Here is a 24,554-nt window from a genome sequence, read left to right as displayed (position 1 = left end):
ATAATCGCCCCTCCGGCACCCGCGGCGTCACGACCGGGACAACTCCTTCCTCGCTGGAGCTTTTGTGAACTGGTTGAACTCGAGTGTCCTGCTGGCGGCGATCCCTGCTACCGCCTTTGCCGCCTTCCCCGTGCCGCTGCTGCTGCAACGGCACGGGCGAGTGACCGCGGCAGTGGCGACGGCGGCGGTGATGGCGAGCTGCCTCGCCCTGCTGCTGCCGCTGGCGCCGGCCGCCTTTGCGGGCGGTACCGAAATCGCCCGGCTGGCCTGGCTACCCGCCTATGGACTGGACCTCAGCCTGCGCCTCGATGGCCTCGGCCTGCTCTTCTGCCTCCTGATTCTCGGCATCGGCCTGCTCGTGGTGCTCTACGCCGCCTGGTACCTGCCGGCCAGCGATCGACTCGGACGCTTCTATTCGATCCTGTTGCTGTTCATGGCAGCCATGCTCGGCGTGGTGTTGTCGGAGAACCTGCTCCTGCTGCTGGTTTTCTGGGAACTCACCAGCCTTTCGTCGTTCCTGCTCGTCGCCTACCAGAGCGAGAAGTACGAGTCGCGGATCGGCGCTCGTCTGGCTCTGGCGGTCACCGGTGGCGGCGGTCTGGCGCTGCTCGCTGGCATCCTGCTGCTCGGCCACATCGCCGGCAGCTACGAGCTGAGCGTCATCCTGGCTGCCGGTGAGCGCATCCGGGCGCACGCACTCTACGCGCCGACGCTGATCCTGATCCTGCTCGGCGCCTTCACCAAGTCGGCCCAGTTTCCCTTCCACTTCTGGCTGCCGAGTGCGATGGCGGCGCCGACGCCGGTCTCCGCCTATCTGCACTCGGCGACGATGGTCAAGGCCGGGGTCTTCCTGCTCGCCCGCCTCTACCCGGCGCTTGGCAGCAGCGACCTGTGGTTCTGGCTGGTCGGCGGCACCGGCGCGGTGACGCTCGTCTACGCTGCCGCGACGGCGCTCTTCCGCAACGACATCAAGGGGCTGCTGGCCTACTCGACGATCAGTCACCTGGGCCTGATCACCTTGCTGTTCGGGCTGGACACGCCGCTGTCGGTGGTCGCCGGCGTCTTTCACATCATCAACCACGCGATCTTCAAGGCCTCGCTGTTCATGGCCGCCGGCGTCATCGACCACGAATGCGGCACACGCGACATGCGGCGCGTCAATGGCATGTTCCGGGTGATGCCGATCACCGCGACGCTGGCGATCATCGCCGCCGGCTCGATGGCCGGTGTACCGCTGCTCAACGGCTTCCTGAGCAAGGAGATGTTCTTCGCCGAAACCGTCACCTACCCGCAGTTCGAACCCCTCGGCTGGGCCCTGCCGCTGTTTGCGACGATCGCCGGCATGCTCGCCGTCGCCTATTCGTCGCGCTTCATTCACGATGTCTTCTTCAATGGCGAGCCGATCGACCTGCCGCGCCAGCCGCATGAGCCACCGCGCTGGATGCGCGCGCCGATCGAACTCCTCGTCCTGCTCTGTCTGCTGGTCGGCGTCGCTCCGGGCTGGACCGTCGGCCCACTGCTCGATGCCGCGGCCGGCGCCGCTCTGCAGGCACCGCTGCCGGATTTCCATCTGGCGCTCTGGCACGGCTTCAACAAGCCTTTGCTGATGAGCGTGCTGGCGCTTGCCGGCGGCGTGCTGATCTATGCCTTCAGGCGCCCCTTGTTCGCCTGGCAGGACCAGTTGCCGCCGATGCACCCGCGTACCGCCTTCGAGCGCTTCTACCGCGCGCTCGCCGCGGGCGCGCGCCGCAACGTGGCGCGGCTCGACAATGGGTCGCTGCAACGCTACTGCGCGCTGCTCATCGCCTTCGTCGTGCTGCTCGGCGGCTGGGCCTTCTTCTCGGGCGCCGACGACGCTGGCGGCCAACCAGCCGGTCAGGCGGCCGACGAGGCGGCGGTCGGCACCCTGCTCGTTCTCTTGCTCGGCGCGCTGGGCGCCACCGCGCTGTACCGTGAACGCCTGCTGGCGGTGATCCTGGTGAGCATCGTCGGTCTGAGCGTGACGCTGACCTTCATTCGCTTTTCCGCACCCGACCTGGCGCTGACGCAACTCGCCGTCGAAACGGGGACGATCGTCCTGATGCTCCTCGTCCTCTACTACCTGCCCGCGCGCAATGCGCCGAAGAGCAGCGCTCCCCGGCTGATCCGCGACCTGCTGCTGGCGCTGCTCAGCGGTGGCGGCCTGGCGCTGGTAACGCTGCGCATGCTGGCCGCACCGGTCGACACGCTCTCGGGCTTCTACCTGCAGCAAGCGGTCCCCGGGGGCGGGGGCGCCAACGTCGTCAATGTGATCCTGGTCGATTTTCGCGGTTTCGACACCCTCGGAGAAATCACCGTGCTGGCGATGGTCGCCCTCGCCTCGCACGCCCTGCTCGACCGTCTGACTCTGATCGCGCCGCGGCGGGATCCGGATGGCCGAGCGTGGGCAAGCGAAGCCCATCCACTCTTTCTGTCGATGCTCGCGCGCCTGCTGCTGCCGCTCGCCCTGACCGTGTCGGTCTACGTCTTGCTGCGCGGCCACAACCTCCCCGGTGGCGGTTTCGTCGCCGGGCTGATCACCAGCGTCGCGCTGGTCACCCAGTATCTGGCCAACGGCATCGGCGCGGTGCAGCCGCGCCTGCCCCGGCAGCCGGTCAGGCTGCTGGCGCTGGGCCTGCTGCTGGCCGCCGGCATCGGCGTGGCCAGCTGGCCGTTCGGCCGGCCGTTCCTGACCAGTGCGCATGGTCACGTTCGCCTGCCACTCCTCGGCGATGTCGAACTAGCGTCGGCAATGGTCTTCGATCTCGGCGTCTATATCGTCGTCGTCACGGTCGTCGTCAGCGTGCTGTCCGGACTTGGCCAGTTGTCGCTGCGCGCACGCCAGCCTGTGGAGGAAGCCTGATGGAAGCTCTGCTGGCGACTGCCGTTGGTGTACTGACGGCCTGCGGCGTATTCCTGATCCTGCGCGCACGCACCTTTCCGGTCCTGCTCGGCCTGACGCTCCTTTCGTATGCCGTCAACCTTTTTCTGTTCGCCAGCGGCCGCCTGCGGCTCGGCGCGCCACCGCTGATTCGGGCCGGCGGCAGCTACACCGACCCCTTGCCGCAGGCGCTGGTGCTGACGGCAATCGTCATCGGCTTCGGCATGACCGCCTATCTGGCGATGCTGGCCCTGCGCGCACTGTCGGAATCGGGCGGCGATCACGTGGACGTGGCGAAAGAACCGTGATGAACACGCATGCGCCGATCCTGCCGATCCTGATCCCCTTTGCCGCCGCCCTGCTGCAGATGGCGAGCGAACGCCTGGCCTTCCAGCGCGCCGTCGGGCTATTGGCCAGCGGCCTGCTGGTAGTGCTCACGGCATGGTTGACGCTGCTCGCCGACGACGGACTGTTGCGCGTCTACGCCCTCGGCGACTGGCCGGCCCCTTTCGGCATCGTCCTCGTCGTCGATCGGCTGGCGGCCGGAATGACGCTCCTCACCGCTGTCCTCGCTTTCGCCGCACTGCTCTACGCCAGCAGCGGTTTCGACGCACGCGGACGGCACTTCCACCCGCTGTTCCAGTTGCAGTTGGTGGGCCTGACCGGCGCCTTCCTGACCGGCGACCTGTTCAACCTGTTCGTCTTCTTCGAAGTGATGCTGCTCGCTTCCTACACGTTGCTGGCCCATGGCGGCGGGCTCGCCAGAACCCGCGCCGGAATCAGTTACGTGGTGCTCAATCTCATCGGTTCCGCGCTCTTCCTGATCGCACTCGGGCTGCTCTACGGTACGCTCGGAACGTTGAATCTGGCCGATCTCGCGCATCGCCTGACGCTGCCCGGGCACGACCAGGCGCTGGCCAGACTGGCGTTTGCGCTGCTGATCGCCGTCTTCCTCCTCAAGGCGGGAATGTTGCCGCTGTCGTTCTGGCTGCCGCATACCTACAGCGCTGCCGGCGCGCCGGTCGCCGCGCTGTTTGCGATCATGACCAAGGTCGGCATCGTCGCCGTCCTGCGCGTGCAGGCCATCGCCCTGACGCCGGCGATCCCCGATCTGCTCGACACCTGGTTGACGACGCTGGCACTCGCCACCGTCGTCTTCGCCGCGCTCGGCGTTCTCGCCGCCGACCGCCTGCGCACGCTCGCCGCCTGGCTGGTACTGCTGTCGGCCGGCGCGCTGCTGCTGGCGCCGGCCCAGGCAAGTGCCCAGGTCGACGCCGCCGCGCTCTTCTACCTCGTGCAGTCGACACTCGCCGCAGCGGCCTGCTTCCTGCTCGCCGGCGTCATCGCCGAACGGCGCGGCGACGCCGCCGACCGCTTCCGGGCCGGTCCGCTGCCGGCCACCTGGCTGAAGGTCGCCTTCCTGATCCTGGCGGCCACCGTTGCCGGACTGCCGCCCTTCGCCGGCTTCCTCGGCAAGCTGATGCTCCTGACCAGGCTGCGCGAGGTCGCCGCCGGACCCGCGATCTGGCTGGCCTTGTTGACGTCGGGATTCATCGTCATGATCGCTTTGGCGCGTAACGGCTGCCTTCTGATCTGGAAGCAGGAAACGCCGGTCGAGCCGCGAGCGGCCGCCGCGACGCCCATCGCCTGGCAGCGCGCGACAGCGACCCTACTGCTGGTCGCCGCGGGACCGCTGCTGGCGATCGGCGTGCGTCCGCTTGCCGACTACGCTGCACGTGCGGCCAGCCAACTGCATGCACCCGGCGCTTATGTCGCCGGTGTGCTCGGCCCGACGCCGGCAGCGATCGGGCGCACGGAGGCGCGATGAGGCACAAGGTATTCCCGCGACCCTTCCTGTCGCTTACCGTTTTCCTGCTCTGGGCGGCGATCACCAATGCCGCATCGATCGCCATGCTCTTGCTCGGCGCCCTGCTGGCTGTCGGCGTACCGCTGCTGAGCAGGCCCTTCTGGCCGGAGCCGCCGCGTCTCGTTCGGCCCTGGCGAGCGCTGCACTTCCTGGGCATCGTCGCGATTGACATCGTCACCGCCAACTGGCGCGTCGCCCGCCAGGTCATCGGCCCGTTGCACCGCCTGGCGCCGGCCTTCGTCGAGGTTCCCCTCGATCTGCGCGACCCGTTCGTGTGCACCGTGCTGGCCAGCGTCGTCTCGCTGACCCCCGGCACGGTGTCCATCGACGTCGACCAGCGGCGCTGGATTCTGCTGGTGCACGCTCTCGACGCCCCCGATCCGCCGGCTCTGGTCCGCGAGATCAAGGATCGCTACGAAACGCCGCTCAAGGAGATGTTTGCATGCTGAATACCGCCGTCGAGATCGCCTTCGTCCTGATCGGCGCCGCGCTCGCGCTCAGTCTCTATCGACTGCTGCGCGGGCCGGACACCACCGATCGCATCGTCGCACTCGACACACTGGGCATCAACGCCATCGCCTTGCTGGTACTCTTCGGCATCGACCAGGCAAGCACCGCCTACTTCGAGATAGCCTTGCTCGTGGCACTGCTCGGCTTCGTCGCCACCGTCGCGCTGTGCAAGTTCCTGTTGCGCGGAGACATCATCGAATGAGCACGGTGGCCGAATCCACCGTCGCCGCGCTGGTCGTCCTTGGAGCGCTGTTCGTCCTGCTCGGATCGATCGGTCTGGCGCGGCTGCCGGATTTCCTCACCCGGCTGCACGGTCCGACCAAGGCGACGACGCTCGGCGTCGGCGCGCTGCTGCTGGCTTCGGCAATCTTTTTCTCGACTGGCGCCAATACCGGCATCAGCCTGCACGAGTTGGCGATCCTGTTCTTCCTCTTCATCACCGCGCCGGTGACGGCGCATCTGCTCGCCAAGGCTGCATTGCACCGGCAGGTAACGAGGCGGGACGACACGCCACGGTCGACGACTACCACCGAAGGTCAGAGCGGATCTTGAACCCTTGTCGGAAACTGCGCCACCAGCCAAGGCTGCCTTGGCCACTCACGGCGCCTCGCCATGCTCGCCAATGCTAGAATTGCGCCCTTCGGCCGGCTGGCCGAGTGCCACAGCCGCCGCCCGCGCGCGCCAGCGGAACAACACAACAATCGAACAACAAGGAGCAGCGACCGATGGCTGAAGAAGGCCAGTTTTTTCGCCCGGTGAGGGATTTCTGCCAGCGCACGGTGGTGACCTGCGGACCCGACGATGCGCTGGTCGACGTCGTCAGGATCATGCGCGAGAAGAACATCTCCAGCGTCGTCGTCTGCGACAACAAGCTGCCGAGCGGCATCATGACCGATCGCGACCTGCGCAACAAGGTGGTGGCCTCCGGTGTCGACCCGTCGGCAATCGCCGTGCGCGCCATCATGAACAGCCCCCTGGCGGTGATTGGCGAGAACGATCTCCTCTACGAAGCGCTTTACCAGATGTCGCGGCAGAAGATCCATCGCCTGGCGGTGGTCGACGGCAAGGGCAAGCTCTCGGGGATCATTACCGACAGCGACATCATCCGCCTGCAGTCGCACTCGCCGCATCAACTCGTGCTCGACATCGAGAGGGCCAGGGACCTTGGCGAACTGAAAGATGTCTTCTCGAGGATCCAAAGTCTGGTCCTGCACCTGAGCGGCAGCGGCACCAGCCCCCGCAACATGGTGCGCATGATTGCTCATCTGAATGATCAGATCCTGTTGCGCCTGATCGCGCTGCTGACCGAAGACCGTTTTGCCGACCTGCCCCAGCGCTTCGCCGTTGTCGTCCTCGGCAGCGAGGGGCGCGGCGAGCAGACGCTGCTCACCGATCAGGACAACGCCATCGTCTATGGCGACGAGCTCGCCGCCGAAGAAATCGCCCGGATTGAAGAATTCTCGCAGATCCTGATCGATTCGCTGGTCGCCATCGGCATCCCCCCCTGTCCCGGCGGGATCATGGCCAACAACAAGGAATGGCGGCGTAGCCTCGGCAAGTGGCAGGAGCAGCTCGACCGCTGGCTGCAGGCACCGACGCCCAGCAACGTCCTCAGTTGTGGAACCTTCGTAGACATTCGCACGATCTTCGGTGACCCGTCTTTCGAGCACGAGCTCAAGACGCAGGTCTACAAGTACGTACAACGCGACAAGCTGTTCCTGATGCGCATGGTCGAGAATACGCTGCGCTTTGCCCCACCGATCGGCTGGTTCGGCAAGATCAAGGGCGAAAAGGGCGGTGACCATTCCGGCATGCTCGAGATCAAGAAGGCCGGCATCTTCGCGATTTCCGAAGGGGTCAAGGCGCTGGCCATTCAGGCCGGCAAGCTCAAGGGCAGCACCCACCAGCGACTCGAAGCGCTGGTCAAGGACAAGGTGTTGAGCAGGAAGGTCGCCGAGAACATTGCCGAAAGCTTCGACTTCCTGGTGCTGATGCGCCTGCGCGGGCAGGTGGAAGCCGTGTGCGAAGGGCGCAAGCCGGACAACTACATCCCGCTCGAACGCTTGAACATGATGGAACTGGGCAGGCTGCAGATCGCGCTGAAAGGTGTCGAGAAGTTCCAGGAGTTCATCAAGGGGCACTTCAATCTGCATCTGCTCAGGTAAGCGAGCCGGAGGAGCCCCCGACCTGCCCGGGCAGCTGCCTCCGGGCCGGTGCGACGATCGACCTGGCCCTGCGTCGCGTCGCAACCCGGAGCCAGCCGTCTCAGAAGACAGGGGCTTCCGCGTCGTCGTCCTTCTTGACCCCCGGCTTCCGCCCGCGCGCCGGTGTCGGCAGATCGCAGGACAAGCGGCAGCTGATCCCCTCGATCTTGCGGCCCTCGATGAAACGGGTCACCTTGCAGCAGATCACGTCTCCGGCTGCCGCAAGGCGAGCGATCTCGTCGCGTAACTCGGCAAGCGGAATGTTGAGAGCCTCGGCCATGTCGACATCGAGTTGCTCCGCATTGGCTCGCAGAAAACCAAGAATCGCTTCGCTCATCTGACTCACTCCAAAAAATCCATCGCCAATCGGAAAACCGACATAGTGTGCGCCGCCCGACCGGTTCTGGCAATTGCCGGCCGTTCCGGCGGCGACGATTCCCCGCCAACGATGGCGAAGCGGAAGGCCAGCGACGCGCCCTTCGGTTCCCGGTGGAGCCCCGGAGCGGACCCCGCCCGGCTCGGTGCCGCGAGCAAAGTCCGATCACCCTCGGACGGTCTGTCAGCGGCACGAAATTGCTGCGACGCAGCGAACGAAGTATCATAGCAATCAAGCTGCCATTGTCAACACCTATTGCTGCATCGCAACATCATGACTGAAGATACCCCTTACGCACTGATCGGGGGCGAAGCCGCCGTGCGCAAACTGTGCGAGAAGTTCTACGAGCTGATGGATACCGTTCCCCAGTTCGCGCCAATCCGCGCCCTGCACCCCGCCGATCTGGAGCCCTCGCGCGACAAGCTGTTCATGTTTCTTTCCGGCTGGCTGGGCGGACCCGATCTCTACGTCCAGCACATCGGTCACCCGATGCTGCGTCGCCGCCACCTGCCGTTTGCCATCGGCGAAGCCGAGCGCGACCAATGGGTCGCCTGCATGTTCCTGGCGATGGAATCGACAGGAGTCGACGAGCCCCTGCGCGACAAGCTACTGGCAGCCTTCTTCAGCACAGCCGATTTCATGCGCAACCAGCCGGCGTAGAGGGCAGCGGCTTTCTCGCAGCGCAGCAGGAGAACAGCCCTGCGCGTGCTAGAATACCCGCCCCTCTTGAAAGGCTTGACCCTCTATGTCCCGCGCCGTTCGCAACATCGCCATCATTGCCCACGTCGACCACGGCAAGACCACCCTGGTCGACAAGCTGCTGGTCCAGGCCGGTACCTTTTCGGCCCACCAGCACATCACCGAGCGGATGATGGATTCGAACGACCTCGAGAAGGAGCGGGGGATCACGATTCTGGCCAAGAATCTGGCTGTCGACTACCTGGGAGTTCATATCAACATCGTCGACACGCCCGGACACGCCGATTTCGGCGGCGAGGTCGAACGTGTCCTGTCGATGGTCGACGGCGTACTGCTGCTGGTCGACGCCGTCGAGGGCCCGATGCCACAGACGCGCTTCGTCACCAAGAAGGCGCTCGCTCTCGGCCTGAAACCGATCGTCGTCGTCAACAAGATCGATCGCGACGGGGCGCGCCCGGACTGGGTCGTAGACCACACCTTCGACCTTTTCGACAAACTTGGTGCCAACGACGAACAACTCGACTTCCCGGTGATCTACGCTTCCGCCATCAACGGTTACGCGACTCTCGATCTGGCGAAACCATCGCCCGACATGCGGCCGATGTTCGACACCATTCTCAAGCAGGTCTCGCCGCCGCACGCCGACGGCATCGACGGACCGCTGCAGTTGCAGATTTCGGCTCTCGATTACTCGAGTTACGTTGGCCGCATCGGCATTGGCCGCATCCAGCGCGGCCGCCTGAAGCCGGCGCAGCAGGTGATCGTCATGTATGGCCAGGCGGATGCCGAGGGTCGCTTCGAGCATGGATCGCCAAAGACCGCCAAGCTCGGGCAGGTTTTCGGCTTCCAGGGCCTGGAGCGGGTGCCGATGGACGAGGCTCTCGCCGGCGACATCGTCCTGGTGACCGGCATCGACGACCTCTCGATCGGCTGCACGATCACCGATACCGAAAAGCCCGAAGCCTTGCCGATGCTGAAAATCGACGAGCCGACGCTGAACATGACCTTCATGGTCAACAACTCGCCCTACGCCGGTACCGAAGGCAAGTTCGTCACCAGTCGACAGATCGGCGAACGCCTACGCAAGGAGTTGCTGACCAACATGGCGCTGCGCGTCGAGGAAACCGCGGATACCGACAGCTTCCTCGTCTCGGGACGCGGCGAACTGCACCTGACGATCCTGCTCGAAACCATGCGCCGCGAGGGCTACGAGCTGGCTGTCGGCCGCCCGCGGGTGATCATCAAGGAAATCGACGGCGAGCAGTGCGAGCCTTACGAGATGCTGACTCTCGATGTCGAGGAAGCGCATCAGGGCGCCGTGATGGAAGCGCTCGGCTATCGCCGCGGCGATCTGCAGGACATGTCTTCGGATGGGCGCGGACGCGTCCGTCTCGAATACCGCATCCCGGCGCGCGGACTGATCGGCTTTCAGGGCGAGGTAATGAACCTGACGCGCGGCACCGGGCTGGTCAGCCACGTCTTCGACGAGTATGGTCCTCTCAAGGGTGATATCGGCGGTCGACGCAACGGCGTCCTCATTTCCGGCGAGAAGGGTGAAGCCGTCGCCTATTCCTTGTGGAAGCTGCAGGACCGCGGGCGGATGTTCAGCGTGCCGGGCGACCGGCTCTATGAGGGGATGGTGATCGGCATCCACAGCCGCGAGAACGACCTGGTGGTCAACCCGATCAAGGGCAAGCAACTGACCAATGTGCGCGCCTCGGGAACCGACGAGGCGGTCCGCCTCGTGCCGCCGGTGGCACTGACGCTCGAGTCCGCGGTCGAATTCATCAACGACGATGAACTCGTGGAAATCACGCCGAAGAGCATCCGCATCCGCAAGCGCCTGCTCACCGACAATGAGCGCCGCAGGGCCTCGCGCGAGAGCTAGCTGCCAGGCGTTACGCGGCGCTCGGATTGGCTTTGAGCTCGCCGACTTGACGACTTGACGACTTGACGACTTGACGCTTGTGGCGTGGATGGCGGAGCGTTCCGTCCGGAGAACGTGATCGAGGATCCAAGATGACGCACAGTGAATCCGCTGCACGCCCGTCCGGCAAACTCCTGAGCGGTGCCGAGTACCGCGAGTCGCTGCGCCGCTACCGGCCGACGGTCTACGTCGACGGCGAGTTGATCGACTCGGTGGCCGACGCGCCGAGCCTGCAGCCGGGAATCAACGCACTGGCGGTCACCTACGATTTCGCCCTCGACCCGGCGAAGGCACGGCTGATGACGGCCCAGCAGAGCCTCCGGGGTCAGACGGTCAACCGGATGCTGCACCTCAACGAGTCTGCCGGCGACCTGCTGAACAAGCTCGAGGCGGTGCGCATCCTCTGCCAGGAGACCGGCTGCGCGCAACGCTATCTGGCACACGATGCCTTGAACGCCATCCATCAGGTCAGCGCCCGGATCGATGACGCGCGCGGCAGCCGCGAACATCGGGCGCGCTTCGCGGCTTACCTCGACGAGGTACAGGAGCGTGACCTGTCGCTGGGGATCGCGATGACCGACGCCAAGGGCGACCGCTCGCAGCGACCGCACCAGCAGGCGAATCCCGATACCTATGTGCACATCGTCGATCGCCACGGCACCGGCATCGTCATCAGCGGTACCAAGGCCATCGTCACCGGTGCGCCGTACATGCACGAGCTTCTGGTCATGCCCAGCCGCAACATGAGCACGGCCGATGCCGACTTCGCGGTCTGCTGCGCGATCCCCGTCGATGCTCCGGGCCTGACGATCGTCGCCCGCCCGGCAGGCCGTCCCGGCGAAAAGGTCGAGCACGGCGCGGCGCTCTTTTCGCGGCGCTATGGCCAGTCGACCGCGGTGGTCATCTTCGAGCGCGTCTTCGTTCCCTGGGAGCGCGTGTTCTTCGCCGGCGAATGGGAGCATTCGGGGTCGCTGACCTACAATTACGCGACGCACCATCGGCATAGCTGCATCGCCGCGCGTGCGGGTTTCGGCGACCTGCTGATCGGTGCCGGAGCGCTGATGTGCGAAGCCAACGGCTTCGCTCCCGGCAGGAAGGCCAGCCTGCGCGAACCGATGGTCGAACTGATCAAGATCACCGAGGGTTTTTTCGCCTGCGGCGTCGCCGCCAGCGTTTACGGCACGCCGGACGAATTCAGTGGCAGCTTCATGCCCGACCCGGTTTTCGCCAACATCGGCAAGTTGCTGCTGGCCACCCAGATCTACGACATGCATCGCCTGGCGCACGAGGTATCGGGCGGCCTGATCGTCGCCCTGCCCGGGCCCGACGAGGACCACAACCCGGCGACCGCGGCCACGCTCGCCGAGGTGCTGCGCGCCAACCCGGACGTGCCCTACGACAAGCGCATCGAGGTCGCCCGCTTCATCGAAGACCTGACGGCTTCGTATCAGGGCGGCTGGTACTCTGTGATCAGCCTGCACGGCGGTGGCTCGCCGGCAGCGATGAAGCAGGAAATCTGGCGCAACTACCCGCTCGGCAGCAAGGTCGAACTGGTCGAAAGGCTTCTCGACCGTGGTGTGCTGCATGACGAGTCGCGTGCGATCACGCGCAATCGCCAACCCGGGCGCTGCTGCGACGCCGGCTGTTCACCGCCCGGGCAGGCGATCATGACGCCGATCGTCAGCGGGTCCTAGGCCAGCGGCACAGCCGACGTGCCGCTGGCAGGGCGCAGTGCCTGCCGGCTGTCGCTCGTGGCGCCACCGCCCGTCAGTCGCCAGGCCTCGGCGAAAGCCAGCGCGGCGGGCAGAAAGGCCAGGCAGTCGCCTTCGAAATCGCGATAGCCGAGGGCCAGTTCGCTACCTGCCCCGCCCAGGCTGTTGCTGCGCCGCAGGCGGTGCTCGGCGATCCCGTCGAGCGCCCGGCCGACCGCCGCCGGCTCGCGATAGCCGGCGAGCCAGTCGTCGGCGCGCATCCCGGGGAGAATCCGCGCCAGACGCTCGGGCAAGGGTCGTTCGGCGAGCAGGGCATAGACGCCGGCAGTAAAGGCTTCGAGCGGCTCCTCCGAATAGCGAGCCCAGTGCACAGCGAGAAAATGATCGTAGAACAGGTCGACAATGATGCCGCTGTAGCGGCGACGTGCGGCGCTGATCCGCTGCCGGCTGCGCCGGAAGGCCGGGTGGGTGTCGGCAAAGCTGTCGATCCGCCGGTGCAGGACAATCCCCTGCACAACCCCCGGCGACAGTCCCGCCGGCGCCGCTGCGAGCGGCCCCTTGACGAAATCGCCAAGCAGGCCGCCCAGCCGATAATCCGGATCCGCGCCGGCCAGCAGCGCGTGCGCCAGATAGTTCACAGCGGCAGTTGCGGTGACTGGCGATCGGTATCCTCACCGACCAGCGATAACGAGCGCAGCGCGGGGGCCGGCGCACGCGGCAGATGCAACAACAACAGGTCGCTGCCGAGCAGCGTCGCGTGGCCGTTGCGACGGTTGTCGCCGGTGTCGCTGTACTCGAAGTTGTAGACGCGCCGCAGGCACAAGCGCCCCAGCTCGTCGCGCTGGGGCCGCAGCGAACCGAGCGCCACCGTGTCATCAAGCAGGAGCAGGTGCTCGGCGTCGCAGGCCGCACGCGCGGCGCGAATTGCCGCCTCACGAGCCTTGAAGCTGTCGAGCCAGAACCAGACCGCCACCAACAGGACCAGCAGGCTGATCGTTTCCATCCACGGTATCACCGGCATTAGCCCTTTTCTGGAAAAGCGAAGCCGCCCGACCCGCGGCCCCGTTCTGTAACATTTTCTAATCGAAAAGGCTCGGCGCAAGGCCTCGTCGGGTGGCATGCGGACGTCCGAGCGCATCGAGCTTGGCTATACTAGCGAAAAATGGCAAACACCACATCCCGCCCGCGTCCGCTCACCCTCCGCGCTGCTCCCCTCCTGCTCTCCGTCGCCACGCTGTCTGCCTCGTTGCCGACCCGGCTGCACGCCTTCGACGCGAGCGATCCTTTTACCACCCGCGCGCTTGCCCCGCCCCGCCCGGCTCTTTCGTTGAACGGCGCCGAGCCGTCGCCACCGGCATGCCGAACGCCCGCCGCCGATGCCGCCTATGGGGTGATCGAAGTGGTCGACCTGGCGTTGTGCAAGAACCCGACGACTCGCGAAGTGTGGTCCGCGGCGCGCGTGCAGGCCGCCGAGGTCGGTGTCGCACAGTCCCAGTTCCTACCCGGACTCGATGGGGGCATGGCCGTCAATCGCGTGCGAGCCGATTCGCAAACGACCACCCAGAAGAGCGCCTCGTTGACCCTGTCATGGTTGCTGTTCGATTTCGGCGCCCGCTCGGCCAACCTGGAAGTCGCCCGCCAGTTGCTGAATGCCGCCTCGGCCACCCTCGACTCGACCGTTCAGAGCGTTTTTCTGAGCGCCCTGCAGGCCTACTACAACGCCCAGGCTGCCCGAGCGGCGGTGACTGCCGCGCTGGAGTCCGAGAAGGCCAGTCGTGAGAGCCTGTCGGCAGCGGAAGTCCGTTACCAGGTCGGCACCGGCACGCCGGCCGACCGCCTGCAGGCACAGACGGCCTGGTCCCAGGCGACGCTGACCCGCATCCGGGCCGAAGGGGTGCTCCGCAACACCCTCGGCCGACTGGCCAACGTCATGGGACTCGACGCCAACCAGCCGCTGCGACTCGACGACATCCCCTCGGCGACACCGGCAGCCGGTTTCGAACGCGATGTCGCAGCGCTGATCGCCGAAGCACGCGAGCGTCGGCCCGATCTGAAGGCCGCCGAGGCCGAGCTGAAGGCGGCGCAATCGGCTGTCGACTACGCGCGCGCCGCCGGCCTGCCGACGCTCTCCTTCGCTGCCGAACCCAGATGGCAAGACATCGGCGGCCTGTCGGCCAACGGCAGCACTATCGGGCTGACCCTCAGCGTGCCGATCTTTTCCGGCTTCAGCACCACTTACAACGTCCGCGCCGCCGAGGCCAGAACCGATGTCCAGGCCGCTCGCGTCGACAATGTCCGGCTGCAGGTGGCACTCGACGTCTGGGAGGCCTACCAGAGCCTGACGACCGCCACCCAGACGATCAGGACCAGCGCCGACCTGCTGGCCAGCGCCGAGCATTCCGAGCGCGTCGCGCTCGGGCGCTACAAGGCCGGTATCGGCAACATCCTCGACGTGCTCAACGCGCAGAGCGCGCTGGCCAGCGCGCGTCTGCAGCGCGTCCAGGCGATGCTCGACTGGCACGTGTCGCGCGCCACGCTGGCCAGGGCCATCGGTGTTCTCGACGGGAATCTGCTGCTGTCAGTCAGTGGCGGCAAGAAGGCGCAATTGCCATGACAAACTCTCTCCGCAACTCGGCCATCGCCTGCCTGGTCGTCGCACTTGCTGCCGGCAGCTTCTACGCGTACCGGCAGAGCGTGGCCCAATCGCCCGAACAACGTTACAAGCTGCAGGCGACGGAAAGGGGCGACCTCACGCAGACGGTATCGGCCAACGGGACGCTCAACCCGGTGGTCCTGGTCAGCGTCGGTACCCAGGTATCGGGGACGGTAACCCGGCTGTACGTCGATTTCAACGACAAGGTCGAGAAAGGCCAGGCGCTGCTGGAACTCGACGACTCGCTGCTCGCCGCTCAGGCCCGACAGACGGCCGCCAACGTCAGGAATGTTGCGGCGGCCCTCGATCTCGCGCGCGCCAACGAGGTGCGCCTGCGGGCACTCTTCGAACAGGAATACGTTTCGCGCCAGGAACTCGAACAGGCGATCCAGGCCCGCCGGTCGAGCGAGGCGCAGTTCGCGCAGGCGAAGGCCGCCGCCGAAAAGGACCAGGTGAATCTCGCGTACACGACGATCCGCTCACCCGTATCGGGAGTCGTCGTCGACCGCGTGGTCGACCTCGGCCAAACGGTCGCCGCCAGCCTGCAGACGCCAACCCTGATCAAGATCGCGCAGGATCTCTCCGAAATGCGCATCGACTCGAGCTTCGCCGAGGCCGATATCGGCAAGATCAGGGAGGGACAGAAAGTACGCTTCACCGTCGACGCTTTCCCCAATCGCAGCTTCCAGGGCGAGGTACAGCAGATTCGCCTCAACCCGACCACCCAGCAGAACGTGGTGACCTACAACGTGCGCGTCTCGCTGTCCAATCCCGAACAGATCCTGCTGCCCGGGATGACCGCCTACGTGAGTATCGGCGTCGCCAGCCGCCAGAATGTCCTGCTCGTTCCCAACGCGGCCCTGCGTTTCAAGCCCACCGACGTCACCGGCAGCAACGGCGACCGAGCAGCAGCGGCACCACCCAGCGGCCCAAAACCTGCCAGCGAGGGTAGCGGCGAAAGCAAGGGCAAGAGCCGGAAGCGCGACTCGGCCAGCGGCACGGTGTACGTCGTCGAGAAGGATGAACTGAAGCCGGTCAGCGTGCAGATCGGCATTACCGACAACCGCAATACCGAAGTGCTGGGTGGCGATCTGAAGGAAGGCGAAAAGGTTGTCGTGGGCGAGAACGTGGCGACAGCCACCGGCAAGCCGAGCAGCGTGGGCATGAGATTGTTCTGATGCCGCCGGCGATCATTCGCGTCGTTGCGCTCGGCAAATCCTACAGCACGGCTGCCGGACCCTTCCCGGCACTCAGGGGCGTCGATCTGAACGTCGAGCCAGGCGAGTTCGTGGCCATCATGGGCCCCTCGGGATCCGGCAAGTCCACCTTCATGAACCTGCTCGGCTGTCTCGATACGCCGAGCAGCGGTGACTACTTCCTGGTCGAACGTAACGTCGCCCACCTCGGCAAGGACGAACTCGCGGCGTTGCGCAACCGGACCATCGGCTTCGTCTTCCAGGGCTTCAATCTTCTGCCGCGGATGACGCTCGAAGACAACGTCGCCTTGCCGCTGGTGTACTCGGGCATCGCGCGCGAGCAGCGGCGGCTGCGGGCCCGCCAGGAACTGGAGCGCGTCGGCCTCGGCGATTACGCCGGCTCGCTGCCAAGCAGGATTTCCGGTGGCCAGCAGCAACGTGTCGCGATTGCCCGCGCGCTCGTCAATACGCCGCAACTGATCCTCGCCGACGAGCCGACCGGCAACCTGGACAGCCGTACCAGCGAAGAAATCATGACGCTGTTTTTCGACCTCAACCGCGAGGGAATCACCATCGTCCTGGTGACCCACGAGCCGGATATCGCCGCGCACGCCCGACGGCAGGTGCGCTTCCTCGACGGACTGATCGTCAGCGACGTCGCCACACCGGCACGAGCGTCCAACGCATGCTGAAAGCCATGCTCGAGGAAGCCTGGCATGCCATGGGCGCCAACCGCATGCGGACCGTCCTGACCATGCTCGGGATGGTCATAGGCGTCGGCTCGGTAGTCCTCATGATGGCCATCGGCCAGGGCGCCCAGTATGCGGTCGCACAGACGATCAGTACGATGGGCAGCAACCTGTACATCGTGATCTCGGGTTCGACCAGCGCCGGCGGCCTGCGCAGCGGCGGCGGCGGCGGCCCGACGCTCACCGTCGCCGACGGCGAAGCCATCGCCGAACTCGACGGCGTCAGCAACGTCGCACCGGTGCAGCAGGGCACCCAGCAACTGGTCTACGGCCCCAACAACTGGAGTTCGACGGTGGTCGGCACGACGCCCCCCTACCTCGATGCGCGAGCCTGGACGATAGTCAACGGCTACCCATTCGGCGACTCCGACGTGCGCGCGGCAACCCGCGTCGCGTTGATCGGACAGACCGCCGCCGACAACCTCTTCGGTGCCGACGATCCGGTCGGCAAGACGATCCGCATCCGCCAAAGCCCTTTCGTGATCATCGGCGTCCTCGGCAAGAAGGGACAAAACCTCGACGGGCGCGATCAGGACGATACCCTGATCATTCCCCTGACCACCGCCCAGCGCAAGGTCTTCGGCAACCCCTTCCCGGGCTCGGTGCGCCTGATCATGGTCCAGGCCACCTCGGCCGAAGCCATGCCGACCGTCGAAAAGAGCATGACCGCGCTGCTCCGCCAGCGCCACCGCCTGCGCGAAGGACAGGACAACGACTTCTTTGTGCGCAACCTGGCCGCCGCCGCCGACTCGGCCGCCGAAACCACGCGCGTGATGTCGGTCCTGCTCGGTGCCATCGCCTCGGTGTCTTTGCTCGTCGGCGGCATCGGCATCATGAACATCATGCTCGTCTCGGTAACCGAAAGAACGCGCGAAATCGGCATCCGCATGGCTATCGGAGCCCGCCAGCGCGACATTCTCGCCCAGTTCCTGCTCGAAGCCCTGATGATCTCGGTCGCCGGTTGCCTGATCGGCCTCGTTCTCGGTATTGCCGGCGCCCTGTTGACCAACGCCATGACCGACATGGTGATCGTCATCTCCGGCGGCTCGGTGCTCGTCGCCTTCGCGGTGGCCGCCGGCATCGGCATCTTCTTCGGATTCTATCCCGCGCGCCGTGCTGCCGCCCTCGACCCGATCGAGGCGCTGCGTCATCAATAGCCCGACAGGCTACAATCTCCCCACCCGCAACCACCCTGAGAAACGACCCCATGCCCACCTTTGTCATCGGCAGCCGCCGCCCCCAGATCGACCCCGACAGCTGGATCGCCCCCACCGCCATCGTCATCGGCGACGTACGCCTCGCCAGAAACGCCTCCATCTGGTGGAACGCTACGGCGCGCGGCGACAATGACCCGATCAGCATCGGCGAGAACAGCAACATCCAGGACAACAGCGTGCTTCACACCGACGAAGGCGTGCCGCTGAGCATCGGCCGTGACGTTACCGTCGGTCACCTGGTGATGCTGCACGGGTGCACCATCGGCGACGGCTCGCTGATCGGTATCGGCTCGGTCCTGCTCAACCACAGCGTCATCGGCAAGGGCTGCATCGTCGGCGCCAATACGCTGATCCCCGAGGGCAAGACCTTCCCCGACTACTCGCTGATCGTCGGCTCGCCCGGCAAGGTGGTTCGCCAGCTCAGCGAAGAACAAGTCGCCCGCATCAGGCTTAGCGCCGACCACTACGTCGCCAACTGGCAGCGCTACCGGCGCGAACTCACCGCCATGTAGTCGCGGAGACAGCGCTACTTCCTCGACCGCCCGCGCAACAGCTTGTCGAGCAGGAGCGCCAGCAGGGCGAAGCCCACGCCCGTCACCAAGATGAAGACGACAGCGCCAGCCGGCGCCGCCAGCAACCAGGGCGCCGCGGTATCGTGATTGTCAAATCCGGCGAAGATCCGTCGAAAGGCAAAACCGGCGGCCTGATAGCCAAGCGGCACGGCCAGTGCGGCGGCAACCAGCAGTTGCAGAATTGTCCGGCCGACGCCCGGTTCCACAGCCGCTTCGTCACGATCAGCTTGCCGCCGACGCAGCGCGATCACGGCCACCAGGCCAGCCATCAGCAGAGCACCAAACACCAGGATCGCCGGCAACAACCAACGCTCGATCTGCCCGACCCGGGCCAGATCGCCAGCCGGCCCTGGCCGTGCCGGCGGCGCCTCGACCCGCTTTGCCAGCGCAGGGCTCTCTCCAGCACGCGCACCTTCGTCCGCCGCCTCTGCACAGCGCTCATGGCCTGGCGACCGGAGGGTTCGTGCCCCCGGCGGACAAGGCCCGTCGACCACGTACGGCACGCCGCGCAATTCGCAGGTCGCGGCGTTGCGCAGCCGGCACTCCTGCCCCGCGGTAGGCACATCGGCAGCGCAAACGCCGGCGACGAGCCAGCCTGACAAGACAAACAGCCGAGGGAAACAGGAAGTACCGTGACGGGCCACCTTGCGCATCTCCGCGATCGATAGGGAAACGAGTTCCCGAGGCGTAGCGACCGATTGTCGCACAGCCCTTGTCCGGCGCCATGGAATGACCGGCAACTACATCGGCTTCCCCACTGCCGCCGGCGCGGGCTTACGCTCCGGCCGCGCCGCACCCGGAGGCGGCGCTCCGACCCGCCCCCCGATCCCCGCAAAACTCGCCTTGCACTTGATTCCGGCCGGCAGCTTCAGCCCGGGGTTGGCCATCTCGAGACGAACGCCGAACGTACCGCTGGCCGCGTCGTGCACGCGGTCGATGACTTTCACCGTCGCCGTGTAACGCCCCCCGACCGGCGCTTCGGGCAGCACCTCGACGCTCTCACCGAGTGCCAGCTTGCCGAAGGCCTCGAAAAGGAGTTTGTAGCCCGTATCGTGAGCGTTTGCCATGGCTGAATAATGGTTGAAGGACAGCGACGCTGAGATGATCCGATGGACCACAGAACCCCCCCTCAAAGCTGGTACTCCTCATCCGGTCGAACGCCGGCCATCGCCATGTCGACCGCCTTTCTCGTCAGGTGCGAGGCGAACAATTCGATGAAATCGTATTCGTAGCGGCGGACGTGGGTGCCGCGCCGCAGGCCGATGCGGGTGGTGTTGGAGCCGAACAGGTGTTCGGCGGCCATCGCCTGCAAGCCAACATCGCGTAACGGGTCGAAAGCCATCCGGGCGATGATTCCGAGGCCAAGCCCAAGGCTGACGTAGGTCTTGATCACGTCGGCGTCGATGGCGGTGAGCACGACGTTGGGCGTCAATTGCGCCAGCTCGAAGGCCTTGTTGATCCGCGACCGGCCGGTGAAAGCCGAGTCGTAGGTGATCAGGGGCCAGCGCGCCAGGGCGGCCAGCGACAATGACTTCTCGGCGAGAATCGGGTGCCCATCGGGGGCGATCACGCAGTGCACCCACTGGTAGCAGGGAAGCATCACCAGCTGCGGATACTGGTCGAGCGCCTCGGTAGCGATGGCGATGTCGGCCTCGCCTTTCAGCGTCCATTCGGCAATCTGCGTCGGATGCCCCTGGTGCAGCGAGAGTCGAACCTTGGGGTGCCGGTCGACGAAGTTCTTGACGACGGCGGGCAGGGCGTAGCGGGCCTGGGTATGCGTCGTGGCGATCACCAGGCTGCCGGAATCGCCGCCCGCGTACTCCTCGCCGACGCGCCTGATGTTCTCGGCGTCGCGCAGCATGCGCTCGGCGATTTCGAGCACCACCTTGCCGGGCTCGGTGATCGCCGTCAGGCGCTTGCCGCTGCGCTCGAAGACAATCACCCCGAGTTCATCTTCGAGCAGCTTGATCTGCTTGGAGATTCCGGGCTGCGAGGTGTAGAGCGCCTCTGCCGCTTCCGACACATTGAGGCCCTGGCGCGCCACCTCGACCAGATACCGGAGTTGCTGCAGCTTCATGGTCCCTCGAAATCACTATTCGTTATAACAATCTAACTTAACATTCTTTTTCGATCAAGTCGTGCGCTGCTACCATGCGCCCTCTTTCTTGTTGCGGCGCGCCGTCATGGACTGGATGTACACCTTGTCGGGGTTTGTCGTCGGCGCCATCGTCGGGCTCACCGGCGTCGGCGGCGGCTCGCTGATGACGCCGCTGCTGGTACTGCTTTTCGGCGTCCACCCGGCGACGGCGGTAGGCACCGATCTGCTCTATGCCGCGATCACCAAGGCCGGCGGGACTGTCGTCCACGCCAAGAAGGGGCACGTGGACTGGCAAGTGACCCGCCTGCTGGCAACCGGCAGCATTCCGGCCGCGGCCCTGACCGTCTGGGCGCTGTCGTTTCTGCCCAAGCGAAGTCCGGAAGTCTCGCAGGTCATCTCGTTCTCGCTGGGAATCGCCTTGCTGCTTACCGCTGCAGCGATCATCTTTCGCCAGAAGCTGCAGCAGCAGGCACTGGCGCACGCCGACGACGCGGCGCACACGCAGTTGCGGGCACCCATCACGGTAGCTGTCGGCGCCCTGCTCGGCGTGCTGGTATCGGTTTCTTCGGTCGGCGCCGGCGCACTCGGCGTCGCGGTGCTTTTCTACCTGTACCCCCGCCTGCCGGCGATCAGGATCATCGGTAGCGACGTCGCGCACGCCGTGCCGCTGACGCTGGTCGCCGGTCTGGGCCACTGGCTGATCGGCAGCGTCGACTGGTCGCTGCTCGGCAGCCTGCTGCTCGGCTCGCTACCCGGGATCTGGCTCGGCAGCCACGCCTCGGCAAAGGTACCGGACCGCTGTCTGCGCCCGATCCTCGCCGGCATGCTGGTGCTGATCGGTGGCAAACTGATTGCCCTGTAAGTGCCAGGGTGGCACCTGACGCCAACCCAGCCCTCATTCATCAAAGGAACGAGCGATGTATCGCTACGACACTACTGACCAACGGATCATCGACGAGCGCGTCGCCCAGTACCGCGACCAGATGGCCCGCCATCTGGCCGGCGAACTCTCGGTGGACGAATTGCGCCCGCTACGCCTGCAGAACGGCCTGTACATCCAGCGGCACGGCCCGATGCTGCGCATCGCCATCCCCTACGGCATGCTGGCGGCCGCGCAACTGCGCAAGCTGGCCGAGATCTCGCGCCGCTACGACCGCGGCGTCGGGCACTTCACGACACGCCAGAACATGCAACTCAACTGGCCGCAGCTCGAAGAGACGCCGGACATCCTGGGCGAACTGGCGAGCGTCGAAATGCACGCCGTGCAGACCTCGGGCAATTGCGTGCGCAACATCACCACCGACCACTTCGCCGGCTGCGCGCCCGACGAGATCACCGATCCACGTCCTTACTGCGAACTGCTGCGCCAGTGGTCAACCTTCCACCCGGAGTTTGCCTACCTGCCACGCAAGTTCAAGATCGCCGTCAATGCCGCGGCCGACGATCGTGCGGTGATTCGGGCGCACGACATCGGCCTCGGCCTCGTGATCGACGACACCGGCGAGATCGGCTTCCGGGTCTTCGTCGGTGGCGGCCTCGGGCGCACGCCCATCCTCGGCAAGCTGATCCGCGAGTTCCTGCCGCGCCGGCACCTGCTCTCCTACCTCGATGCGATCCTGCGCGTCTATAACCGATACGGGCGCCGCGATAACATGTACAAGGCGCGCATCAAGATCCTCGTGCAGGCGCTCGGTATCGAGGAGTTTGCCCGGCAGGTCGACGCGGAGTGGGCGTACCTGCAGGATGGTCCGACGACGGTACCCGATGCCGAGTTCGCACGCATCGCCCACCATTTTGCACCCCCGCCCTGGGAAACACTGCCCGCGGAAGACTCGGCGCATGCGGCACGACTGAGCAGCGACAAGGCTTTTGCCAACTGGGTCAAGCGTTGCGTGCATGTGCACAAAACGCCCGGCTACGCCGCCGTCACCCTCTCCCTGAAAGCACCCGGGGTCGCTCCCGGCGACATCACTGACGCGCAGATGCTGGCGGTCGCCGACCTCGCCGACCGCTTCAGCTTCGGCGAACTGCGCGTCACTCACGAGCAGAACGTGGTCCTTGCCGACATCAGGCAGCGCGATCTGTACGAAGTCTGGCAGATCGCGCGCAGCCACCGGCTGGCGACGGCCAACATCGGCCTGCTGACCGACATGATCTGCTGTCCCGGTGGCGACCTCTGCGCGCTCGCCAACGCCCGCTCGATCCCGATTGCCGACGCGGTGCAGCAGAAGTTCGACGACCTCGACTACCTGTACGACATCGGCGACATCTCACTCAACATCTCGGGCTGCATGAACTCCTGCGGGCACCATCATGTTGCCAACATCGGCATCCTCGGCGTCGACAAGAACAACGAGGAGTGGTACCAGATCACCGTCGGCGGGCAGCAGGGTAACGCCGCGACGATCGGCAAGGTGATCGGGCCCTCGTTCTATGCGCAGGAAGTGCCTCTGGTCATCGAGGCGCTGATCGACGTCTATCGCGAAAACCGCGGCGACAGCGAGCGCTTCATCGACACCCTGCAGCGGATTGGCATCGAACCGTTCAAGGCGCGCGCCTACGCCGGGCGTGACCGGCGACGCGTGGCGAAAGTGGACAGCAACGAAAAGGAACTGGTCAATGCCTAGGATCATCAAGAACGAGAGCATCGTCGACGACAACTGGCAGGTGCTGACACTGGCCGAAGGCGACACGCCCGAGTCGCTCAGGCTGCCTGCCGAACCGGCGCTGGTGCCGCTCGCCGTCTGGCTCACCCGCCGCGACGAACTGATCGCCACGCCCGCGCCGCTTGGTGTCTGGCTCGACAGCCACGAAGGGCCGGAGGCACTGGCCGCCGACATCGCACGCTTCGCGGTGATCGGCGTCAATTTCCCGAAATTCACCGACGGCCGCAGCTATTCGACCGCCCGGCTGCTGCGCGAGCGCTACCACTACGCGGGCGAGATTCGCGCCCTTGGCGATGTCCTGCAGGACCAGATCTTCTACATGCGTCGTTGCGGCATCGATGCCTATGCGCTGCGCGCCAACAAGGACATCGACAAGGCTCTGGCCGGCCTGCGGGTCTTCAGCGAGACCTACCAGGCGGCTGCCGACCAGCCGCAACCGCTGTTTCGGCGGCGCTTCGCCCGGGAGGCGGCATGAACGCCAGACTCCATCTTGACGACCCGACGCTGCTCGAGGGCCTGGCGACGCGCGTCGACGCCGCACGCCGGCTGTTGCGCGAGATTGCCGACGATTTCTCGCCGGCGGCTTTCGCCTGCAGCCTCGGCGCCGAAGACATGGTCCTCACCGACCTGATCGTCCGCGACCAGCTCGCCATCGACATCTTTTCGCTCGACACCGGCCGCCTGCCGCTCGAAACCTATGACCTGATCGCCGAAGTCAAGAAGCACTACGGCCTGGCGCTGCGGCTCTACTACCCGCGCCACGATCTGGTCGAGACGTGGACGCGTGAAAACGGTATCAACGCCTTCTACGAATCGGTGGACCTGCGCAAGGGCTGCTGCTTCGTACGCAAGGTCGAGCCCTTGCAGCGCGCCCTCGCCGGCCACAAGGCGTGGATCACCGGTCTGCGCGCCAGTCAGGCGGCGACCCGCGAAGGCTTGCCGACGCGCAGTTTCGACGCCAGCAACGGCGGCCTGGAGAAGTTCAACCCGCTCGCCGACTGGAGCGAGCGCGAAGTGTGGGCCTACCTCAAGCAGCATGCGGTGCCCTACAACGCGCTGCACGACAAGTTCTACCCGAGCATCGGCTGCGCGCCGTGCACGCGGCCGATCACGCCTGGAGAAGATGTCCGCGCCGGCCGCTGGTGGTGGGAGAATCCACAATCGAAGGAATGCGGCTTGCACAGCAAGCGCGCCTGAAGCCCCAAGGAT

At 65.8% G+C, this 24,554-nt stretch carries 25 protein-coding genes; 19 read left to right on the top strand and 6 right to left on the bottom strand.

What is annotated here, in order from left to right:
* Window positions 1–64: 64 nt before the first annotated feature.
* The 7 genes from CAP2UW1_RS09915 (at window position 65) to CAP2UW1_RS09885 (ending at window position 7,441) form a co-directional block, all read left to right on the top strand.
* Window positions 65–2,881: a monovalent cation/H+ antiporter subunit A gene (locus tag CAP2UW1_RS09915; RefSeq protein ID WP_015766487.1), complete on the top strand. Its 2,817-nt coding sequence runs from the start codon at window positions 65–67 to the stop codon at window positions 2,879–2,881.
* Window positions 2,881–3,207, top strand: a complete 327-nt coding sequence (locus CAP2UW1_RS09910; protein WP_015766486.1) for a Na+/H+ antiporter subunit C — start codon at window positions 2,881–2,883, stop codon at window positions 3,205–3,207. Before CAP2UW1_RS09915 ends, CAP2UW1_RS09910 begins: the two co-directional genes overlap by 1 nt.
* Window positions 3,207–4,727 carry a monovalent cation/H+ antiporter subunit D gene (locus CAP2UW1_RS09905; RefSeq protein ID WP_015766485.1) on the top strand — a complete coding sequence of 507 codons (1,521 nt, stop codon included), beginning with the start codon at window positions 3,207–3,209 and terminating at the stop codon, window positions 4,725–4,727. The genes CAP2UW1_RS09910 and CAP2UW1_RS09905 overlap by 1 nt, the downstream gene beginning before the upstream one ends.
* Window positions 4,724–5,215 (top strand): Na+/H+ antiporter subunit E, encoded by a 492-nt coding sequence (locus tag CAP2UW1_RS09900; protein ID WP_015766484.1) that lies wholly within the window; start codon window positions 4,724–4,726, stop codon window positions 5,213–5,215. The genes CAP2UW1_RS09905 and CAP2UW1_RS09900 overlap by 4 nt, the downstream gene beginning before the upstream one ends.
* Window positions 5,209–5,478, top strand: coding sequence for a K+/H+ antiporter subunit F (locus CAP2UW1_RS09895; RefSeq protein ID WP_015766483.1), 270 nt, complete (start codon window positions 5,209–5,211; stop codon window positions 5,476–5,478). Before CAP2UW1_RS09900 ends, CAP2UW1_RS09895 begins: the two co-directional genes overlap by 7 nt.
* Window positions 5,475–5,828: a Na+/H+ antiporter subunit G gene (locus CAP2UW1_RS09890; RefSeq protein WP_015766482.1), complete on the top strand. Its 354-nt coding sequence runs from the start codon at window positions 5,475–5,477 to the stop codon at window positions 5,826–5,828. The genes CAP2UW1_RS09895 and CAP2UW1_RS09890 overlap by 4 nt, the downstream gene beginning before the upstream one ends.
* Before the next feature lie 173 nt (window positions 5,829–6,001).
* Window positions 6,002–7,441: a DUF294 nucleotidyltransferase-like domain-containing protein gene (locus CAP2UW1_RS09885; RefSeq protein WP_015766481.1), complete on the top strand. Its 1,440-nt coding sequence runs from the start codon at window positions 6,002–6,004 to the stop codon at window positions 7,439–7,441.
* A 100-nt stretch (window positions 7,442–7,541) separates the two neighbouring features.
* On the opposite strand, the gene CAP2UW1_RS09880 is transcribed toward CAP2UW1_RS09885, so the two are convergent.
* Complete coding sequence (locus CAP2UW1_RS09880) at window positions 7,542–7,817, bottom strand: hypothetical protein (protein ID WP_015766480.1); 276 nt, start codon at window positions 7,815–7,817, stop codon at window positions 7,542–7,544.
* A gap of 312 nt (window positions 7,818–8,129) precedes the next feature.
* Here CAP2UW1_RS09880 and CAP2UW1_RS09875 point away from each other — a divergent pair, with 312 nt between their 5' ends.
* The 3 genes from CAP2UW1_RS09875 to CAP2UW1_RS09865 all read left to right on the top strand — a co-directional run bounded on the left by CAP2UW1_RS09875 (window position 8,130) and on the right by CAP2UW1_RS09865 (window position 12,176).
* Window positions 8,130–8,516, top strand: coding sequence for a group II truncated hemoglobin (locus CAP2UW1_RS09875; protein ID WP_015766479.1), 387 nt, complete (start codon window positions 8,130–8,132; stop codon window positions 8,514–8,516).
* 85 nt (window positions 8,517–8,601) lie between these two features.
* A complete protein-coding gene (gene typA, locus CAP2UW1_RS09870) occupies window positions 8,602–10,443 on the top strand; it encodes a translational GTPase TypA (protein ID WP_015766478.1) in 1,842 nt (613 codons plus the stop codon).
* Window positions 10,444–10,574: 131 nt separating this feature from the next.
* Window positions 10,575–12,176: a 4-hydroxyphenylacetate 3-hydroxylase family protein gene (locus CAP2UW1_RS09865; RefSeq protein ID WP_015766477.1), complete on the top strand. Its 1,602-nt coding sequence runs from the start codon at window positions 10,575–10,577 to the stop codon at window positions 12,174–12,176.
* Here the strand turns inward: CAP2UW1_RS09865 and CAP2UW1_RS09860 are convergent.
* A complete protein-coding gene (locus tag CAP2UW1_RS09860; protein ID WP_015766476.1) occupies window positions 12,173–12,832 on the bottom strand; it encodes an acyl carrier protein phosphodiesterase in 660 nt (219 codons plus the stop codon). The two genes, CAP2UW1_RS09865 and CAP2UW1_RS09860, sit on opposite strands and share 4 nt — an antisense overlap.
* Window positions 12,829–13,215, bottom strand: a complete 387-nt coding sequence (locus CAP2UW1_RS09855) for a DUF3301 domain-containing protein (protein ID WP_015766475.1) — start codon at window positions 13,213–13,215, stop codon at window positions 12,829–12,831. The genes CAP2UW1_RS09860 and CAP2UW1_RS09855 overlap by 4 nt, the downstream gene beginning before the upstream one ends.
* A gap of 141 nt (window positions 13,216–13,356) precedes the next feature.
* Here CAP2UW1_RS09855 and CAP2UW1_RS09850 point away from each other — a divergent pair, with 141 nt between their 5' ends.
* Genes CAP2UW1_RS09850 through CAP2UW1_RS09830 form a run of 5 tightly spaced genes read left to right on the top strand, consistent with a single transcriptional unit; the run spans window position 13,357 to window position 18,521 of the window.
* A complete protein-coding gene (locus tag CAP2UW1_RS09850) occupies window positions 13,357–14,808 on the top strand; it encodes a TolC family protein (protein WP_015766474.1) in 1,452 nt (483 codons plus the stop codon).
* Window positions 14,805–16,025, top strand: coding sequence for an efflux RND transporter periplasmic adaptor subunit (locus tag CAP2UW1_RS09845; protein WP_015766473.1), 1,221 nt, complete (start codon window positions 14,805–14,807; stop codon window positions 16,023–16,025). Before CAP2UW1_RS09850 ends, CAP2UW1_RS09845 begins: the two co-directional genes overlap by 4 nt.
* Complete coding sequence (locus CAP2UW1_RS09840; protein ID WP_015766472.1) at window positions 16,025–16,735, top strand: ABC transporter ATP-binding protein; 711 nt, start codon at window positions 16,025–16,027, stop codon at window positions 16,733–16,735. The genes CAP2UW1_RS09845 and CAP2UW1_RS09840 overlap by 1 nt, the downstream gene beginning before the upstream one ends.
* Window positions 16,729–17,949 carry an ABC transporter permease gene (locus CAP2UW1_RS09835; protein WP_015766471.1) on the top strand — a complete coding sequence of 407 codons (1,221 nt, stop codon included), beginning with the start codon at window positions 16,729–16,731 and terminating at the stop codon, window positions 17,947–17,949. Before CAP2UW1_RS09840 ends, CAP2UW1_RS09835 begins: the two co-directional genes overlap by 7 nt.
* Window positions 17,950–17,999: 50 nt before the next feature.
* Window positions 18,000–18,521, top strand: coding sequence for a gamma carbonic anhydrase family protein (locus tag CAP2UW1_RS09830; protein ID WP_015766470.1), 522 nt, complete (start codon window positions 18,000–18,002; stop codon window positions 18,519–18,521).
* A 14-nt stretch (window positions 18,522–18,535) separates the two neighbouring features.
* Here the strand turns inward: CAP2UW1_RS09830 and CAP2UW1_RS09825 are convergent, their stop codons facing one another.
* From CAP2UW1_RS09825 to cysB, 3 genes are all read right to left on the bottom strand, one after another.
* Window positions 18,536–19,183, bottom strand: coding sequence for a hypothetical protein (locus CAP2UW1_RS09825; protein WP_199931618.1), 648 nt, complete (start codon window positions 19,181–19,183; stop codon window positions 18,536–18,538).
* Window positions 19,184–19,321: 138 nt separating this feature from the next.
* Window positions 19,322–19,648 (bottom strand): hypothetical protein, encoded by a 327-nt coding sequence (locus CAP2UW1_RS09820; protein WP_199931617.1) that lies wholly within the window; start codon window positions 19,646–19,648, stop codon window positions 19,322–19,324.
* Between the two features lie 62 nt (window positions 19,649–19,710).
* Window positions 19,711–20,658 carry an HTH-type transcriptional regulator CysB gene (gene cysB / locus CAP2UW1_RS09815; protein ID WP_015766467.1) on the bottom strand — a complete coding sequence of 316 codons (948 nt, stop codon included), beginning with the start codon at window positions 20,656–20,658 and terminating at the stop codon, window positions 19,711–19,713.
* Window positions 20,659–20,764: 106 nt separating this feature from the next.
* Between cysB and CAP2UW1_RS09810 the strand changes: the two genes are divergently transcribed.
* Genes CAP2UW1_RS09810 through CAP2UW1_RS09795 form a run of 4 tightly spaced genes read left to right on the top strand, consistent with a single transcriptional unit; the run spans window position 20,765 to window position 24,542 of the window.
* On the top strand, window positions 20,765–21,541 hold the full coding sequence (locus tag CAP2UW1_RS09810; RefSeq protein WP_015766466.1) for a sulfite exporter TauE/SafE family protein: 777 nt from the start codon (window positions 20,765–20,767) through the stop codon (window positions 21,539–21,541).
* A gap of 55 nt (window positions 21,542–21,596) precedes the next feature.
* Window positions 21,597–23,306: a nitrite/sulfite reductase gene (locus CAP2UW1_RS09805; protein WP_015766465.1), complete on the top strand. Its 1,710-nt coding sequence runs from the start codon at window positions 21,597–21,599 to the stop codon at window positions 23,304–23,306.
* Window positions 23,299–23,820 (top strand): DUF934 domain-containing protein, encoded by a 522-nt coding sequence (locus tag CAP2UW1_RS09800; RefSeq protein ID WP_015766464.1) that lies wholly within the window; start codon window positions 23,299–23,301, stop codon window positions 23,818–23,820. Before CAP2UW1_RS09805 ends, CAP2UW1_RS09800 begins: the two co-directional genes overlap by 8 nt.
* Window positions 23,817–24,542, top strand: a complete 726-nt coding sequence (locus CAP2UW1_RS09795; RefSeq protein ID WP_015766463.1) for a phosphoadenylyl-sulfate reductase — start codon at window positions 23,817–23,819, stop codon at window positions 24,540–24,542. Before CAP2UW1_RS09800 ends, CAP2UW1_RS09795 begins: the two co-directional genes overlap by 4 nt.
* Window positions 24,543–24,554: the final 12 nt, after the last annotated feature.

Origin of the sequence: Candidatus Accumulibacter phosphatis, from assembly GCF_000024165.1 — a bacterium.
GTDB lineage: Bacteria > Pseudomonadota > Gammaproteobacteria > Burkholderiales > Rhodocyclaceae > Accumulibacter > Accumulibacter phosphatis.
Note: the sequence above shows the minus strand (reverse complement) of the source record. Positions and strands in the feature narration are given on the sequence as shown.

Excerpts from the sequence above, each read along its gene's own strand:
- CAP2UW1_RS09850 (WP_015766474.1), top strand. The coding sequence starts at position 13,357 with ATGGCAAACACCACATCCCGCCCGCGTCCGCTCACCCTCCGCGCTGCT.
- CAP2UW1_RS09820 (WP_199931617.1), bottom strand. The coding sequence starts at position 19,648 with ATGGCAAACGCTCACGATACGGGCTACAAACTCCTTTTCGAGGCCTTC.
- CAP2UW1_RS09795 (WP_015766463.1), top strand. The coding sequence starts at position 23,817 with ATGAACGCCAGACTCCATCTTGACGACCCGACGCTGCTCGAGGGCCTG.
- CAP2UW1_RS09805 (WP_015766465.1), top strand. The coding sequence starts at position 21,597 with ATGTATCGCTACGACACTACTGACCAACGGATCATCGACGAGCGCGTC.
- CAP2UW1_RS09800 (WP_015766464.1), top strand. The coding sequence starts at position 23,299 with ATGCCTAGGATCATCAAGAACGAGAGCATCGTCGACGACAACTGGCAG.
- CAP2UW1_RS09830 (WP_015766470.1), top strand. The coding sequence starts at position 18,000 with ATGCCCACCTTTGTCATCGGCAGCCGCCGCCCCCAGATCGACCCCGAC.
- CAP2UW1_RS09840 (WP_015766472.1), top strand. The coding sequence starts at position 16,025 with ATGCCGCCGGCGATCATTCGCGTCGTTGCGCTCGGCAAATCCTACAGC.
- CAP2UW1_RS09880 (WP_015766480.1), bottom strand. The coding sequence starts at position 7,817 with ATGAGCGAAGCGATTCTTGGTTTTCTGCGAGCCAATGCGGAGCAACTC.
- CAP2UW1_RS09905 (WP_015766485.1), top strand. The coding sequence starts at position 3,207 with ATGAACACGCATGCGCCGATCCTGCCGATCCTGATCCCCTTTGCCGCC.
- CAP2UW1_RS09895 (WP_015766483.1), top strand. The coding sequence starts at position 5,209 with ATGCTGAATACCGCCGTCGAGATCGCCTTCGTCCTGATCGGCGCCGCG.
- CAP2UW1_RS09810 (WP_015766466.1), top strand. The coding sequence starts at position 20,765 with ATGGACTGGATGTACACCTTGTCGGGGTTTGTCGTCGGCGCCATCGTC.
- CAP2UW1_RS09875 (WP_015766479.1), top strand. The coding sequence starts at position 8,130 with ATGACTGAAGATACCCCTTACGCACTGATCGGGGGCGAAGCCGCCGTG.
- CAP2UW1_RS09890 (WP_015766482.1), top strand. The coding sequence starts at position 5,475 with ATGAGCACGGTGGCCGAATCCACCGTCGCCGCGCTGGTCGTCCTTGGA.
- CAP2UW1_RS09835 (WP_015766471.1), top strand. The coding sequence starts at position 16,729 with ATGCTGAAAGCCATGCTCGAGGAAGCCTGGCATGCCATGGGCGCCAAC.
- CAP2UW1_RS09885 (WP_015766481.1), top strand. The coding sequence starts at position 6,002 with ATGGCTGAAGAAGGCCAGTTTTTTCGCCCGGTGAGGGATTTCTGCCAG.
- cysB (WP_015766467.1), bottom strand. The coding sequence starts at position 20,658 with ATGAAGCTGCAGCAACTCCGGTATCTGGTCGAGGTGGCGCGCCAGGGC.
- CAP2UW1_RS09900 (WP_015766484.1), top strand. The coding sequence starts at position 4,724 with ATGAGGCACAAGGTATTCCCGCGACCCTTCCTGTCGCTTACCGTTTTC.
- CAP2UW1_RS09865 (WP_015766477.1), top strand. The coding sequence starts at position 10,575 with ATGACGCACAGTGAATCCGCTGCACGCCCGTCCGGCAAACTCCTGAGC.
- CAP2UW1_RS09855 (WP_015766475.1), bottom strand. The coding sequence starts at position 13,215 with ATGCCGGTGATACCGTGGATGGAAACGATCAGCCTGCTGGTCCTGTTG.
- CAP2UW1_RS09910 (WP_015766486.1), top strand. The coding sequence starts at position 2,881 with ATGGAAGCTCTGCTGGCGACTGCCGTTGGTGTACTGACGGCCTGCGGC.
- CAP2UW1_RS09845 (WP_015766473.1), top strand. The coding sequence starts at position 14,805 with ATGACAAACTCTCTCCGCAACTCGGCCATCGCCTGCCTGGTCGTCGCA.
- typA (WP_015766478.1), top strand. The coding sequence starts at position 8,602 with ATGTCCCGCGCCGTTCGCAACATCGCCATCATTGCCCACGTCGACCAC.